This is a genomic window from Streptomyces sp. UNOC14_S4 (genome assembly GCF_020740835.1).
GTDB lineage: Bacteria > Actinomycetota > Actinomycetes > Streptomycetales > Streptomycetaceae > Streptomyces.
The window spans coordinates 1-14,134 of record NZ_JAINFC010000170.1 but is presented as its reverse complement, the minus strand read 5'-3'; the positions used below and the strand labels follow the sequence as shown (position 1 = coordinate 14,134).

Here is a 14,134-nt window from a genome sequence, read left to right as displayed (position 1 = left end):
GCCCGGGGACCTGGCCGGAGGCCGTCGGCTGGGGCAGGCCCAGGAGTTCGACGATGCGCTGCTCGGCGCCGAGGGCCTCGGCGGTGCGCCGTTCGGCGTCATGGGCGGCTTCGGCGGCCGTCGCGGCGTCCGCGGCGCGGGCGGCGGCGAGTTCGGCGCGGGACTGGGCGGCGGTCGCCTCCTTGGCCCGCTCGCCGGCCTGGCGGGCGGCCTCGCGCGCGGTCTCGTAGGCGGCGACGGCGGGCTTCTCGGCGTCGCTGGCGGCGAGCGCGGCGCGGGCCGGGTCGGCGTCGGGCGCGGAGTCGTCGAGCCAGCCCGCGCGGACGGCCTCGGCGGTCTCCTGCTCGACCTCGGCCAGGCGCTGGCGGAGGTGGCCCGTCTCGCTGCGGGCGCGCTGTGCCTCGGTGGCGGCGCCGGTGGCGTCGCGGTGGGCGGCCTCGCCCGCCTCCTGGAGGGCGGCGGAGCGCTCCTCCTCCTCGTTGGCCACCCGCTCGGCCTCGCCTGCGGCGCGGTTGAGGGCGCGGACGAGCTCGGTGGCGGCCTGGGCGCGGGCGGCGAGCGCGGGCGCGGCATCGCGCTCGGCATCGCGGATGGCGGCGGCCACGCGCGCGGAGCGGTCGGCCGCGGCGCGGTGGCGCAGGACGGTCTCGGCGGCCTGCCACGCGGAGTGCAGCGTGCGGGCGTCGTTGAGCTCGCGGCGCTGGGCGGCGGCGGCCTTCTCCGCGGCGGCGAGGGCCAGGGAGGCGTGCCGGTAGGCGAGTTCGGCGGCGACCAGGGAGCGGCGGCCGCGCCCGGCCTCGGCGTCGGTGACGGCGTGCGCGGCGGCGGCCACCTGCTCGGCCAGCTCGACGGCGCGGCCGCGCTCCTCGTGGCCGCGGGCGGAGAGGGTGCGGGCGAGGGCGCGGGTGCGGCGCTCGGCGCCCGCGTGCACGCCGCGCGCCTGGTCACGCTTGACGGCGGCGTCGGCGATGCGCTGGAGCAGGTCGAGGGAGCCGGCGGTGAAGTCCCGCTCGGCGGTGAGCTCGGCGCGGCGGCCGAGCTTGTGAGCGAAGCCGTGCACGAGGTCGGCGAGGCCGTCGGTGTCCCGGGTGTCGGTGACGGCCCGCAGGAGGAGGTCGGTGAAGTCGGAGTCGTTCTTGACGGCGAAGAGGCCGGCGGCCTCGCCCTCGTCGGCGTTCATCTCGCGCTGGTAGCGGAAGAGTTCGGGGTCGAGGCCGAGCTCGCCGAGGTGCTCGTTCCAGCGCTCGTGGATCTCCTCCCAGACCACGTCGAGGTTCGGGTAGGCCTTGCCCGCCTCGGTGAGGGCGTCGCGGAAGCCCTTCATGGTGCGGCGGCGGCCGCGGGCGCCGGAGGCGCCGTCGGCGTGGCGCAGGACGGTGGACTCGGCGACGGGCAGCGAGTCGAGGCTGAGCCCGGGGCCGGGGCGGAAGGAGTACCACGCCTCGGCGAACTTGCGCGGGTCGTTGGAGACCTGGCGGCCGCGCCACTCGCTGACCTTGCCGACGACGATGGACTCGCCGGTCAGGACGTGCTGCCACTCCAGGGCGACGTGTCCGCAGTCGTCGGCGAGGAGGAACTTGCGCAGCACGCCGGAGCTGGCGCCGCCCAGGGTGTTGCGGTGGCCGGGCAGCATGACCGAGAAGATCAGCTTGAGGAGTACGGACTTGCCGCCGCCGTTCTCCAGGAAGAGCACGCCCGCCGGCGCGGGGCGGCGGGGCGGCCCGGTCGGCTCGTCCGCGAAGAACTCCGCCTGCTGCGGCGCGGGAGAGGGCACCGGGGCGCCGACTCCCCGCAGGTCCAGCACGGTGTCGGCGTAGCGCGCACCGGCGGGCCCGATGGAGTAGAGGCGGACCCGGGACAGCTCGTACATGGCGGACTCTCGTTGTCGTGGCGGGCGGTGGAGCGGCGAACGGTGGAGCGGGGTTTCCCGGCGGGCGTCAGGAGACTTCGGGCTCGAAGAAGGGCAGGCCCGCGTCGGCGACCAGGTCGAGGGCGTCGGCGCCGTCCGGCGGGAGCAGGGTGGCGCCGCCGTCGCCGACGGGGACGACGCCGAGCTCCAGCAGTTCGGCCATGGCGGCGGTGCCCGCCATGTCGCGGACCTGGAGCTGATAACGGGCAGTGGTGCGGTAGGCGCCGCCCGCGTCGTCGCCGGTGCGCTGGAGGAAGCCGGAGTCGACGAGGAAGGCGACCGCCTTGGCGATGATGCCGGTGGTGGAGCCCGCGAGGCGACGGGCGTCCTTGGTGGCGCCGGTCGCGCTGCGGCGCGCGTAGACGCGCCAGGCGGCCTCCAGGCCGGGGGCGTCGCTGGTGGGGTCGGTGTTCTCGCCGCGCTCGGCGGCGCGCTCCTCCAGCCTGCGGCAGGCCTGGCGGACGAACGCGTCGACGCCGTTGACCGTGATGCGGCCGATGTAGCCGTCGTCGGCGAGGTCCTCGGGGCGGGGGAAGGCCATGGCGGCGACGGCGAGGTGGGCGAGGCCGTGCAGGAAGCGGTCGGCGGAGTCGACGGTCGTACGGCGGGCGTAGTCGCCCATCCGGACGGCGAAGACGGAGTCCTCGGCGGCGGTGACGGCCATGCCCGCGCGGGTGGACACCTCCAGCACGACGAGCCCGAGCCCGGCGGCGACGGCGTCCGCGAGGCGCGCGAAGGCGGGGTCGTCGCGGTGGCGGCGCAGCAGCTCGGCGTACTCGGCGTCACGGGCGGGCTGGAGCTTGGGCTGGAGGCCGAAGGCGACGAGGCGCGCGGCGTCGGCCGCGTCGGCGGGGGTGACGCCCCCGCTCGCGTGTCCGCTCGCATGCCCGCTCGCCGCTCGGGTTTCGCGGGTCTCGCCGGGTTCGCCGACGGCGTACTCGTCCGCCGGGGCCTCGGCGTCGTACTCGGTCACGGTTGGTGCTCCTGCGAAAGGGGGTTGCGCGGGGTTACGGGATGACGGCGGGTTCGGCACCGCCGGGCCGGGGCCGTGGTGACGCGGAGTTCCCGGCCGTCCGCTCGGTGGCTCATGTCGTCTCCGAGCGGTCCGCGGCCATGCCGGCCGCGTCCAGCAGGGCGGTGCCCACGATGAGGTCCGCGCCGCCGAACTCCATGTCGTCGAGCTGTGTGCCGTCGTCGACGGCGAAGAGGAGGGACCGCTCGCCCTGGCGGTAGGCCGTGCCGACCGGGGGGCTCGCGGCGTGGACGGCCAGCAGGGCGACCAGGTAGGGCAGTTCGGGGTCACGGCGGCGGGCTTCGGCCAGCAGGCCGGACAGGCGGCGCGGCGCGTCCGGCGGCAGGGTCAGCAGCTCCATCGCGCTCGCCAGCTGCTCCTCGCTGAACCGGCTGTCGTCGGGGGTCTCCACCAGGTCGGGCTCGGGCATCTCCGCGCCGAGGTGCTCGCGCTCGGCGGGCGGGGTGAGGAGTATGTCGACGAGGTCGGCGACGCGGACGGAGACCGGGGTGCGCAGGCCCGTGCCCTGGGCGAAGAAGGCGTCGGTCACGCGCGCGGCGTGCTCGACGGGCAGCGGCAGCACCGGGGCGAGGAGCTGGCCGTAGAGGTCGAGCCCGGAGTGGGCGGCGGGGGTCGCGAAGGCCTGCCGGTCCTGCTCGGCGCGGAAGAGGGGGCCCGCCTCCAGCAGCCGGGACTGGAGCTGGGTGTGACGGCGGATGCAGTCCTTGACGATGTCGACGAGCTCGGCGGCGCGGCGCTTGTGCTCGGCCGTCTTCGGATCGACCGCGGCCTCGGCCTCGTCGCGCGCCTTGCGGATGTTGGTGAGGATCGCGTTCTCGTGGCGGTAGCGGTCGGCGACGTGGTCGAGCGCCTCGGCGATCATGTCGGGGACGGTCTTCAGCCAGTCCACCGCGCGCACGTTGCGCCGGGTGGCGTCGAGGGTCTTGCGGAGGGTCTCCGCGTACTGCACGGTGCGGTAGCGGGCCTGCTCCGCGGCGAGCTGGGCGTCGGCCAGGCGGCCCCGGCTGATGAGGACCTCCAGCTTCACCTCGGCGGCGATCTGGGCACTGGTGACGTCGGTGTCGAGGGCGCCGACGAGGACGTTGACCGCTTCGTCGGTGGTGCGCAGGAAGACGGCGCCGCCGGGGCCGGGCACCTCTTCGATGAGCTTGAAGTCGTAGTCGCGGCGGACGTACGCGCCGTCCGGGCCGAAGGTGCCGTAGACGGCGCGGAAGCCCCGGTCGACGCTGCCGACGTTGATGAGGTTCTCCAGGACCCAGCGGGCGACGCGCTCGTGCTCGGCGTGGGGGCGGTCCGGGGCCTGCGCGGCGACGCGCGGCAGGAGCCGGGACACTATCTGCTCGTGGTCGGCCCCGGTGTCGAAGTCCATGTTGAGCGTGACGAGGTCGATGGCGGCGAGCGCCACCTCGGCCATGGCGTAGCCGCCGTACTCCCCCGCGAGGTTGGCCTTGCGCGCGTCGAGGTCGTGCAGGGGCGCGGTGCACGCGAGCGCGCGCAGCCTGCGGGCCAGGCCCTCGTCGGCGGCCGGGCCCGGAGCCGGCCGTGACGGCCCGTTGAGCTGGGGCGAAGCGGTCGCCGGGGCTGGAGAAGTCACGTCGCACAGAGTAGGCGGTCCGACTGACAACGGACGAAACGGCGCGGGCGAAATGCCCGTCACGTCCTAGTGTGTACTTCCACCCACGGCAAGGATGTCCTTGGTGCGCCCGGCCGCGGTGACCGCGATCACACGCAGCGCGTCGGCCGCGGCGGCCACGGGGAGTGACGGCAGGGCCCGGTCGGTGACCTGTTCCGGGGCGTACGGGATGTGGACGAAACCACCGCGCAGCCCGGGCCGTTCGGTCGCGGCGAGGTGCATCAGCCCGTAGAAGACGTGGTTGCAGACGAAGGTGCCCGCGGTGTGCGAGAGGGAGGCGGGCAGGCCCGCCGCGCGGACGGCGGCCACGCACGCCTTGACCGGGAGGGCGGCGAAATAGGCGGCGGGGCCGCCGGGGACGACGGGCCGGTCGACGGGTCGGGCGCCCGTGTTGTCGGGTATGCGGGCGTCGTCCAGGTTGACGGCGACACGTTCGACGGTGACGTCGGGGCGGCCGCCCGCCTGGCCGACGCACAGCACGAGCTCGGGGTCGGTCTCCTCGACGGCCGCCCGCAGGGCGTCCATGGCGCCGCCGAAGACGCAGGGCAGCTCGGCCGCGGCCAGCCGGACGCCGTCCAGGGGGCGGGCGACGGCCGCCTGGACGGCCTGCCAGGACGGGTTGACGCTCTCTCCGCCGAAGGGTTCGAATCCGGTCAGCAGCACCCGGGTCATCGCGGCTCCCCCGCTCAGAAATCGTAGGAAATATTCCGGAAGTATTGGAAATTCGGAAATAAGGTCAGAAGGCGAACAGGGCCATGATGACCGCGTTGCAGCCGAGCAGGGCGACGGCCGTGGGCAGTTGGGCCTTGATGGGCCCGTACTGGTCCTTGAGCTCCAGCAGCGCGGCGGGGACGACGTTGAAGTTGGCGGCCATGGGCGTGACCAGGGTGCCGCAGAAACCGGCGAGCATGCCGATCGCGAGGACGGCGGGCGCGCTGCCGTGCTCCTGCACCACGAGGACCGGCCAGCCGACCGCGGCGGTCATCACGGGGAAGGCGGCGAAACCGTTGCCCATGACGACGGTGAACAGGAACATGCCGAGGCAGTAGACGGCGACCGCGAGATAGCGGGAGTGGTCCGGGAGCGCGGCGGTGGTGATCCTGCGGACCTGTTCGCCGACTCCGGAGACGGCGAAGACCGTGCCCAGGGTGGCGAGCAGCTGCGGCAGCAGCATGACCCAGCCCATGGACTCCAGCATCGACCGCCCGGCGTGCACGGGCGTGGAGAGCTTGCGCTCGCGCAGCATCACCATGGCGACGGCGAGGGCGACGACCGCGCCGATGCCGAGCCCGAGAATGGTCTCGCTGCCCTTCTGGAGGACGGGCCCGCCGCCCACGGACAGCTTCTTGACGCCGACGGCGCAGACCAGGGCGACGGCGGGGATGGTGAGCGCGGGGACGAAGAGCTTGTTGCCGAGGCGCCGCGCGCTCGCCTCCCGCTGCTCGGGCGTGGCCGTCCGCGGTGTGCCGCGACCGGTGAAACCGAAGCCCGCGAGGCAGACCATGAGGAGGACGGCGGCGCCGAGGGGTTCGGCGGGAGCCGACTTATCGGCGACCCAGGTGCCGTAGCAGAAACAGAGTCCGAGCAGCCCCCAGAAGGCTGCGGTGCCGTGCCGCCTGGGGTTGCTGCGGTCGGTGAGCATCTGGGCGGCCATCAGCAGGAAGACGGCGCCGACCAGCCAGTAGAACCACTCGGCCTTGATCATTTGACGGCCCCTTCGGACTTCTGGCCGGACTTCTGGCCAGGCCTCTGGCCGGACTTCCGCCCGGATCCCCGCCCGGATCCCCGGCCGGGCTTCCCGGCGAGCGTGTGCTCCAGCGTGCGGTCGAGCCGCAGCAGTTGCCAGCCGTGGATGACCAGGGCGCACAGGGCGGTGGGCACGGCCCACAGCGCGAGGTCGAGCGGTTCGAGGTGGGTGTGGTACGTGGTGTTGACGAAGCCGGTGATGAGCAGAATCGAGCCGACGGCCAGGAAGACGTCCTCGCCGAAGAACAGCCCGACGTTGTCGGCACTCGCGGCGTAGGAGCGCACTTTCTCCCGGGCCTTCTCCGGCAGCGGCCCGTGGCGGCGCTCCGCCGCGCCCTCCGCCATGGGGGCGGCCAGCGGGCGGACGGTCTGGGCGTGTCCGAAGACGCTGTTGAGCCCCAGGGCGGCGGCGAGTTGCCGCAGCAGCAGATAGAGGGCGAGGAAACGGCCCGTGGTGAGCGCGCCGAGGCGGGATATCAGCCTGCGAGCCTGCTCCTGGAGGCCGTACCGTTCCAGGAGGCCGATGACGGGGAGGGTGATCACGAAGATCGTGACCGAGCGGCTGTTCGCGAAGCCCTCGCCGAAGACGGCGAGGACGCGCTGCGGCGAGAGTCCCCCGAGGAGACCGGTGACGATGCCCGCGGCGCCGACCACCAGAAGGGGATTGCGTCTCGTGGCGAAGCCGACGACGACCACGAGGACGCCCAGGAGAACGGTCATGCGCCCTGCCTTCCGGGTACCCGGACCCCACACGTTCGGGTGGGGCGACTGGCGAGGAGGCTAAGATATTGTTCAACAATCCTCAAGAGGCTTGAGGGGGAAACACCTTGGCCCTGTCCACCGCCCAGCGCGTGGCCGCCGCGCTCCGCGACCGCATCGAGGCAGGCGGCCTGCCTCCCGGCACCCGGCTGTCCGAGGAGGCCCTGGGCCGCGACCTGGGAATCTCGCGGAACACCCTGCGCGAGGCGTTCCGGCTGCTGATCCACGAGAGCCTGGTCGTGTACCGGCTCAACAGGGGCGTCTTCGTACGGGTCCTGGAGCCCGCCGACGTCGTCGACATCTACCGGGTCCGGGCGGCCCTGGAGTCCGCGGGCGTACGGGCCGCGGCCACGGCCCCGCCGACGCTGCGCGCCGCCGTCACCGAGGCCGTCGAGGAGGCCGCGCGGGCCGCCGCCGACAGCGACTGGCAGGAGGTGGGCTCGGCCGACCTCCGCTTCCACCGGGCGCTCGCCGGGCTGAGCGGCAGCCCGCGCATCGACACCGCCATGGACCGGCTGCTCGCCGAACTGCGCCTGGCCTTTTACGCGATGCCGTCGCCGCGCCGCTTCCACGAGCCGTTCCTGTCGCGCAACCGCCTGCTCTCGGAGTTGCTGGACAGCGGCGAACACCAGCGCGCGGAAGCGGAATTGATCACCTATCTGGATGACGCGCGGACGCTCATCCTGGACGCCATGCGAGAGGCAGCCTCATGACCGCGGGAGCCGGGGAGAACACGGGAGCCGGACGGATAGCGGACGCCGACGAGGCGCCCGACGCCCGCCTCGGCCTCGACGCCGTCCTCGCCCTCGACACCCACCTCGACCTCAACGCCGACCTCGGCGAGGGCTTCGGCCGCTGGCGGCTGACCGACGACGACGCCCTGCTGTCCGTCGTCACCAGCGCCAACGTCGCCTGCGGCTTCCACGCGGGCGACCCCTCAACCATGCGCCGGGTGTGCGAACTCGCCACCGAGCACGGCGTACGCATCGGTGCCCAGGTCTCGTACCGCGACCTCGCGGGCTTCGGACGCCGTGCCATGGACGTGCCGCCGGACGAACTGGCCGACGAGATCACCTATCAGATCGGCGCGCTGCGCGCCTTCGCGCAGGCGGCCGGTTCGGACGTCAGCTACGTCAAGCCGCACGGCGCGCTCTACAACCGCACGGTCGTCGACGCCGAGCAGGCCGCGGCCGTCGCCGCCGGGGTGCGGTGCGCGGGCGGCACCATGCCGGTGCTCGGGCTGCCCGGCTCGCGGCTGCACGAGGCGGCGGAACGGGCCGGACTGCCGGTGGTCGACGAGGCGTTCGCGGACCGCGCGTACACCGCCACGGGCACCCTCGTCCCCCGGCGGACGCCCGGCGCCGTGGTGCTCGACCCCGAGGCCGTCGTCGCCCGGTCGGTCCGGATGGCCCGTACGGGCACCGTCACCGCGCTCACGGGCGAGGATGTCGCCGTACGGGCCCGCTCGCTGTGCCTGCACGGCGACACGCCCGGCGCGGCGGAACTCGCGGGCCGGGTGCGCGCGGCCCTGGAGGGCGCCGGGGTCCGGATGGTGGCCTTCACGTGAGCACGCCCGCCGACACGCCGACGACGAACGGAAACACACCCGCCATGGAGCTGCGCGCCCTGCCCGTGGGGCGGCACGCGCTGCTCATCGAAGTCGCCACCGGCGAGGACGCCCAGGCGTTCCACGCCGAGGTGCTGCGCCGCCGCGACGCCGGTGCCCTGCCGCCCGTACGGGAGATAGTCCCGGCGGCCCGTACGGTCCTGCTGGACGGACTCGCCGATCCGCGGGCACTGGCCGCCGACATGGCGGGCTGGAGCGTGCCGCCGCTCGCGACGGCCGAGGGCGAGCCGGTCGTCGTCCCCGTGCGGTACGACGGCGCGGACCTGGCCGAGGTCGCGGAGCTGTGGGGAGTCACCGAGGACGAGGTCGCACGCGTCCATTCCGGTCTCGAATTCCGCGTCGCCTTCTGTGGCTTCGCGCCCGGATTCGGCTATCTGACAGGGCTTCCGCAGCGGCTGTGGGTGCCGCGCCGGGCGACCCCGCGCACCGCCGTCCCCGCGGGCGCGGTCGCCCTGGCGGGCCCGTACACCGGCTTCTACCCCCGCTCCTCGCCCGGCGGCTGGCAGCTCATCGGCCGTACGGACGCGGTCCTGTGGGACACCGGACGCACTCCCGCGGCTCTGCTCTCGCCCGGTACGCGCGTGCGCTTCGAGGTGGTCGCGTGAACGCCCTGACCGTCGTCCGCGCCGGAGCCCTGACCACCGTCCAGGACCTCGGGCGGCCCGGCCACGCCCACCTCGGCGTGGGCCTCTCCGGCGCCCTCGACCGGCCCGCGCACCTGCTGGCCAACCGCCTCGTGGGCAACCCCCCGGAGTGCGCCACGCTGGAGACCACGGTCGACGGCGTCGCCGTACGGCCGGACCGGGCGGTGACCGCGGCGGTGGCCGGAACGCCCTGCGCCGTGCGCATCGACGGCCGTCCGGCGGCGTGGGGGGCGCCGGTACGGGTGCCCGCGGGCGCCGTGCTCGACGTGGGCGCGGCCGCCGGCGGACTGCGCGCGTACGTGGCCTTCGGCGGCGGCGTCGCGGTGCCGCCCCTGCTCGGCAGCCGCTCCCGCGACCTGCTGTCGGGCCTGGGGCCCGAGCCGCTCGCCGACGGCGCCGAGCTGCCCCTGGGCGCGCCCCTCGGGCTTTCCTGCGGCGCGGACGCCGTACCGTGGCCGGCCCCGCCCGTCGACGGCCTGGTGCTGCCGCTGGTGCTCGGGCCGCGCGACGACTGGTTCACGCCGGACGCGCCCCGCGCCCTGGCCGCGGGCGCGTACCGGGTCTCTCCCGCGAGCAACCGCATCGGCCTGCGGACGGAAGGACCGGCCCTGGTCCGCGCCCCCTCCTGTGACGGCGAACTGCCCAGTGAGGGCATGGTCCTCGGGGCGGTGCAGGTGCCGCCGGACGGGCTTCCGGTCGTCTTCCTGGCCGACCACCCGACGACCGGTGGCTACCCGGTCATCGGTGTGGTGCCGGAGGCTGCGCTGGCGGCTGCGGCGCAGGCCGTGCCTGGCACGCCGGTGCGCTTTGTGCTTGTGCGGGGGTGAGGCCGTCTGTCGTCTGAGCGTTTCGTTGTGGGGCGCCTATGAGCTCGATACTGCCGGTGAGTCGGCGGCTGCGGGCCAGTGGGGGCTTGTCGCGCAGTTCCCCGCGCCCCTGTCGGGGCGCGGGGCCGCTTCCCTCAGTCCATGCCCCGGATGATGTGCGACTCCGCGTCGGCGTCCTCCGCCGTGGTGTCGGGTGTCTCGTGCTGCGCGGCGCGCCGGGGCGTCGTGCTCTCCTCCAGGACCTCGCCCCCGACGGGACTGCGGTCGCTCTGCGTCTTCAGCTGGTCCACGACGGCTTCCTTTCGTTCCTTCGCACGCTGTTCCCTGGTCCACCCGAGGGCGCCACCGGATCGCGCGTCCGGAAAGCGATGCCCGGGTTCCCCAGCGTGACCCGTCGAAACAGAAGCCACCACATCGGATATAGCCAGATATGAACTACCTCTGACCGGGTGGCAAAACAGGCCATCAGGGATAAAATGCAGGCAGGTCCGATGAGACACTGAAAGAAGGTGGCTGACGTGACCGCCCCTACGTCGCCCCGGATCGAGCACCACCCGGACATCATGGCGCTCCGCGCCCACTCCGAGGAGACGACCAGCACCCCCACCGCCCAGGGCGTCGAGGCCCTCGCCCTCCTGTGCGGTGTCTATCTGGCCGCCTCCCCCTGGATCGTCGGCTTCAGCGCCTCGACGACCCTGACCGTCAACAACCTCATCACCGGCATCGCACTCGCCTTCCTCGTCGGCGGCTTCGGCCACGCCTACGAGCGTACGCACTCCATGAGTTGGGCCGGACTCTGCATCGCGGCCTGGACGATCGTCTCCCCGTGGGTCGTCTCCGGCCACCCCTTCGGCACGCACGCGCTCGTCAGCAATGTCATCGTCGGAGCGGTCGCCTGCGTGGCCGCGCTGGCCCTGGCGGGGCTCGGCGCCTCGCGTTCGGCCACGACCCGGCCGGGGCTGCGCCTGCGACGCTGAGCAGCGGGACGGGAACACCGGGTGAGCGTGCCGCGCGCCGCTCCCCCGCCCCGCCTCCGCTCTCGGGGTCCGGAGGGACCAGGCCGATTCCTTGTCATCCGCGCTCGCCCCGCCGCCCGCACACGCGGGCGGCGGGGCCGTTTCACGTCCACGCGCCCCGGGGCGCGCTCCGGAGGTACGCGGCGGCGCGCACGGCCGGTCCGGTCACCTGTGGAAAAGCCGTTCACCCCTGGGCGTGAAAACCCGGCCGATCTTCGGAATTGATGACTTCGGCGCACGGGAACGGGCAATGCTCCCCTCCCCCAGATCTCACTCCTGTGACTGCCCACCCGCACCCCCGCGGCCGCGGCAGGACGAGAACGGCTGCTCACCCCGGGGAAGGTCCTCGCATGATCCACCTGTACGGCACCACCGACGTCGGCACGGAGCGCGGCACGGTGCTGCCCACGGCCTCCGCGGGAGAGAACCTGCGTCTCGCCCTGGCCTACTTCCTCCCTGGCCACCTCGCGGGCCTCTTCCGGACCCGGCCCCGGGTCGCCGCGCTCGCCGCCCGGCTGGACGCGGCACGCCACGGCCTGGAGACCATGCGCCGGATGCGGCGGCGCCACGGCCGCGGCCCGGTCCTGGTGCGCGGCACCTCCGGGCCGACCCTGCTCGTCCTCGACGCCGACGACGCCCGCCAGGTGCTGGCCGGTCCGGTGGACGTGTACGCGGTGGACACCTGGGAGAAGGTCGCGGGCTTCGCCGAGGTGCAGCCGGACACGCTGATCGCCTCGCACGGCAGGCAGCGGACGGTCCGCCGGGCGTTCAACGACTCCGTGCTGGACGCGGGTTGCCCCGTGCACCGGCTCGCGGACCACTTCCTGCGCGTCGTCGGCGAGGAGGCCTCGTCCCTGCTCGGCCCGCGGGCGGTGGCGGGGCTGGACGCGGAAGCGGTCCGTGAGCGGTTCGAGCGGGTGGGGCGGCGCTGTTTCCTGGGCGAGGCCGCCGCGGACGACGTGGAGTTCTCCCGGCTGCTGGGCGAACTCCTCGCCGAGGCCAACTGGCTGGGCGCACGCCGCTGGCGCACGGCCGCCGCCCGCCGCGCCAGACGGCGCATGATGCTGCGCCAGTCCCGCTATCTCTCCGACGCCGATCCCAGGAGCCTGGCCGGGCTGTTCACCGCGGCGCCCCGGGGGCCCGAGACGGCGCCCGAGTGCCAGCTCACGCACTGGTTCATGGGCCTGTCCGTGGTGCAGGCCGCGGCCGTGCAGGCGCTCGCCCTGCTCGCCACCCACCCGCGCCAGCACGAGCGGGCCCTGGTGGAGCTCAGGGCCGCGGACCGCAGGCACGGCTCCCGCACGGTCGCCGGTTTCCTGGATATGCCGTACGTGCGGGCCTGCGTGCAGGACGCGGCGCGGCTGTGGCCACCGGTGACCGGGCTCATGCGCCGCACGACCGGGGAAACCCGCTGGCGGGACGCCGTGGCCCCCGGCGGCGTCAACGTCCTGGTGCCCGCGGCCTTCCACGCGCGCGACGGCGAACGGCTCGACTACGCGCACCGGTTCACCCCCGAGAAGTGGCTGGACGGCACGGCCGAGGCCGACTGGGCCATCAGCCCGTTCAGCCGGGGCGAGGCGCAGTGCAGCGGCATGGAGCTGGGGCTCCAGCTCGCCACGGGCTTCGTCGCGGAGCTGCTGCGCGGCGGCGAACTGGCCGTCTCCGGGGTGCGGCTGAGCCCCGCCCGGCCGCTGCCGTACTCGTTCGACGCGACGCGGCTGCGCATCGGCGTCCGCCCCACCGGGCACCGGACGGAGGCGGACGCGTGACGCACGGGAACGACAGCACCGGCGCCTCCGGCTCCACCGACGGCCCCTCCGCCACTGACAACCCCTCCGGCGCCGGCGGTACCGCCTCCCTCGCCGCCGTCGCCCGGACGCTGAGCGAGGCCGCCAGGGCCATACGGGAGGCCGGGCGGGTCGTGACCGCCGTCGCCACCGACCCCGCGCTGCTGGCCTCCGTCGGCCGCTCCCCGCGCCGCGGCACGCACGCCGTGCACGCGCTGGCCCGCACCCTCGTCGACTCCTCCGGGCTCGGCTACGCGCCCGACGGCGGCCGCGTGGGCCGCGCCGCCCGGCTGGGCGGTGTGCTCGCGGGCCGCCGGAGCCTGGCGCTGGACGTGGCGGTCGCCGCGCTCAAACTGCGCATCCGGCTGTGCGCCGTACGGGACCCGGAGTCCGTCGACGAGGGCCCGGTACGGCGGCTGCTGATCGCCGTGGCCGCCGACCGGCAGGCCCTGGCGCTGCGCATCCTGCGGCAGAACGTACGGGGGCAGGGCACGCAGCGGGTGCTGGCCGCGCTCGCTCCCGCCCTGGTCGAGGTCCTGGCGTGGAACGCGCTGGTGGACGAGAACCCGTTCAACGACGAGGCGGCCTGGTGCATCGTCACCGGCACACCCCTGGAGGGCGACCCGCTGCTCGGCATCCACACCGGGGCTCGGCCCCGCGGGCCGCGACGCGCGGGGCGGGCCGTGGCCGAGCCGCCGGACGCGGAGTTCCTCGCCGCCCTGGACCACGACGGCGGCATCTGCGGCCACCTGCGCAACCTGGCCGCCCTCGGCACCGAGGGCCGGGCCCTCGTCCAGCGGATCGCCGGGCCGGACGGCATCACCCGCTACCTGGTGCTGCTGTCCGGCATGTCATTCGGCCTGCCGCGCCACCCCGCCCCGCAGGACCTGGTCGGGGCGGTCACCCCGGTGGGCCGCGCCGACGCGCCGTACGCCCGGGCCGCGCTGCAGGCCCTCGCCCGGGCCGTGCCGGACGGCGCGGAGGTCGCGCTGATCGGGCACAGCCAGGGCGGTGTCGCGGCCATGAGCCTGGCCGAGCTCCCCGAGGTCACCGAGCGGTGGCGGCTGACGCTCGTGGTCGCCGTCGGCGCGCCCGTCGGCTTCAAGCGGCCGCGCGACCCCCGGACGCGCGTCGTGAGCCTCGTCAACGAGCA

General features: G+C 74.6%; 13 protein-coding genes and 1 pseudogene. 7 read left to right on the top strand and 7 right to left on the bottom strand.

Going from position 1 to position 14,134, the window contains the following annotated elements; all coding sequences use genetic code 11:
• The 6 genes and pseudogenes from K6I34_RS17200 to K6I34_RS17175 form a co-directional block, all read right to left on the bottom strand.
• Positions 1 to 1,870: pseudogene (locus tag K6I34_RS17200) on the bottom strand (hypothetical protein); the annotation flags it as partial.
• A gap of 67 nt (positions 1,871 to 1,937) precedes the next feature.
• On the bottom strand, positions 1,938 to 2,882 hold the full coding sequence (locus K6I34_RS17195; protein WP_229327121.1) for a hypothetical protein: 945 nt from the start codon (positions 2,880 to 2,882) through the stop codon (positions 1,938 to 1,940).
• 112 nt (positions 2,883 to 2,994) lie between these two features.
• A complete protein-coding gene (locus K6I34_RS17190) occupies positions 2,995 to 4,536 on the bottom strand; it encodes a hypothetical protein (protein ID WP_229327119.1) in 1,542 nt (513 codons plus the stop codon).
• Positions 4,537 to 4,602: 66 nt separating this feature from the next.
• Complete coding sequence (gene pcp / locus K6I34_RS17185; protein WP_229327110.1) at positions 4,603 to 5,247, bottom strand: pyroglutamyl-peptidase I; 645 nt, start codon at positions 5,245 to 5,247, stop codon at positions 4,603 to 4,605.
• Positions 5,248 to 5,311: 64 nt separating this feature from the next.
• Complete coding sequence (locus K6I34_RS17180) at positions 5,312 to 6,280, bottom strand: DUF979 domain-containing protein (RefSeq protein WP_229327108.1); 969 nt, start codon at positions 6,278 to 6,280, stop codon at positions 5,312 to 5,314.
• Positions 6,277 to 7,041 (bottom strand): DUF969 domain-containing protein, encoded by a 765-nt coding sequence (locus tag K6I34_RS17175; protein ID WP_229327107.1) that lies wholly within the window; start codon positions 7,039 to 7,041, stop codon positions 6,277 to 6,279. Before K6I34_RS17175 ends, K6I34_RS17180 begins: the two co-directional genes overlap by 4 nt.
• Positions 7,042 to 7,148: 107 nt before the next feature.
• Here K6I34_RS17175 and K6I34_RS17170 point away from each other — a divergent pair, with 107 nt between their 5' ends.
• The 4 genes from K6I34_RS17170 to K6I34_RS17155 are packed head-to-tail and all read left to right on the top strand — an operon-like array spanning position 7,149 to position 10,178.
• On the top strand, positions 7,149 to 7,793 hold the full coding sequence (locus K6I34_RS17170; protein WP_229327105.1) for a GntR family transcriptional regulator: 645 nt from the start codon (positions 7,149 to 7,151) through the stop codon (positions 7,791 to 7,793).
• Entirely contained in the window at positions 7,790 to 8,647 is an 858-nt protein-coding gene (locus K6I34_RS17165; protein WP_229327102.1) for a LamB/YcsF family protein, read from the top strand. Before K6I34_RS17170 ends, K6I34_RS17165 begins: the two co-directional genes overlap by 4 nt.
• A gap of 44 nt (positions 8,648 to 8,691) precedes the next feature.
• Positions 8,692 to 9,312: an allophanate hydrolase subunit 1 gene (locus K6I34_RS17160; RefSeq protein WP_229327123.1), complete on the top strand. Its 621-nt coding sequence runs from the start codon at positions 8,692 to 8,694 to the stop codon at positions 9,310 to 9,312.
• A complete protein-coding gene (locus tag K6I34_RS17155) occupies positions 9,309 to 10,178 on the top strand; it encodes a biotin-dependent carboxyltransferase family protein (RefSeq protein WP_229327099.1) in 870 nt (289 codons plus the stop codon). Before K6I34_RS17160 ends, K6I34_RS17155 begins: the two co-directional genes overlap by 4 nt.
• A 134-nt stretch (positions 10,179 to 10,312) precedes the next feature.
• Here K6I34_RS17155 and K6I34_RS17150 read toward each other — a convergent pair whose 3' ends face one another.
• Entirely contained in the window at positions 10,313 to 10,468 is a 156-nt protein-coding gene (locus tag K6I34_RS17150; protein WP_229327097.1) for a hypothetical protein, read from the bottom strand.
• A gap of 228 nt (positions 10,469 to 10,696) precedes the next feature.
• On the opposite strand from K6I34_RS17150, the gene K6I34_RS17145 reads away from it, so the two are divergent.
• The 3 genes from K6I34_RS17145 to K6I34_RS17135 form a co-directional block, all read left to right on the top strand.
• Entirely contained in the window at positions 10,697 to 11,155 is a 459-nt protein-coding gene (locus K6I34_RS17145) for an SPW repeat protein (protein WP_229327095.1), read from the top strand.
• Positions 11,156 to 11,544: 389 nt separating this feature from the next.
• Positions 11,545 to 12,963, top strand: coding sequence for a cytochrome P450 (locus K6I34_RS17140; RefSeq protein ID WP_229327093.1), 1,419 nt, complete (start codon positions 11,545 to 11,547; stop codon positions 12,961 to 12,963).
• Positions 12,960 to 14,134 (top strand): hypothetical protein (locus K6I34_RS17135; protein ID WP_229327091.1); only part of this gene is annotated, 1,175 nt, incomplete at its 3' end. The genes K6I34_RS17140 and K6I34_RS17135, both read left to right, overlap by 4 nt.

What these genes read in the sequence shown, in the direction of transcription:
- K6I34_RS17140 (WP_229327093.1), top strand. Translation starts at nt 11,545, where the DNA reads ATGATCCACCTGTACGGCACCACCGACGTCGGCACGGAGCGCGGCACG.
- K6I34_RS17165 (WP_229327102.1), top strand. Translation starts at nt 7,790, where the DNA reads ATGACCGCGGGAGCCGGGGAGAACACGGGAGCCGGACGGATAGCGGAC.
- K6I34_RS17175 (WP_229327107.1), bottom strand. Translation starts at nt 7,041, where the DNA reads ATGACCGTTCTCCTGGGCGTCCTCGTGGTCGTCGTCGGCTTCGCCACG.
- K6I34_RS17180 (WP_229327108.1), bottom strand. Translation starts at nt 6,280, where the DNA reads ATGATCAAGGCCGAGTGGTTCTACTGGCTGGTCGGCGCCGTCTTCCTG.
- K6I34_RS17160 (WP_229327123.1), top strand. Translation starts at nt 8,692, where the DNA reads ATGGAGCTGCGCGCCCTGCCCGTGGGGCGGCACGCGCTGCTCATCGAA.
- pcp (WP_229327110.1), bottom strand. Translation starts at nt 5,247, where the DNA reads ATGACCCGGGTGCTGCTGACCGGATTCGAACCCTTCGGCGGAGAGAGC.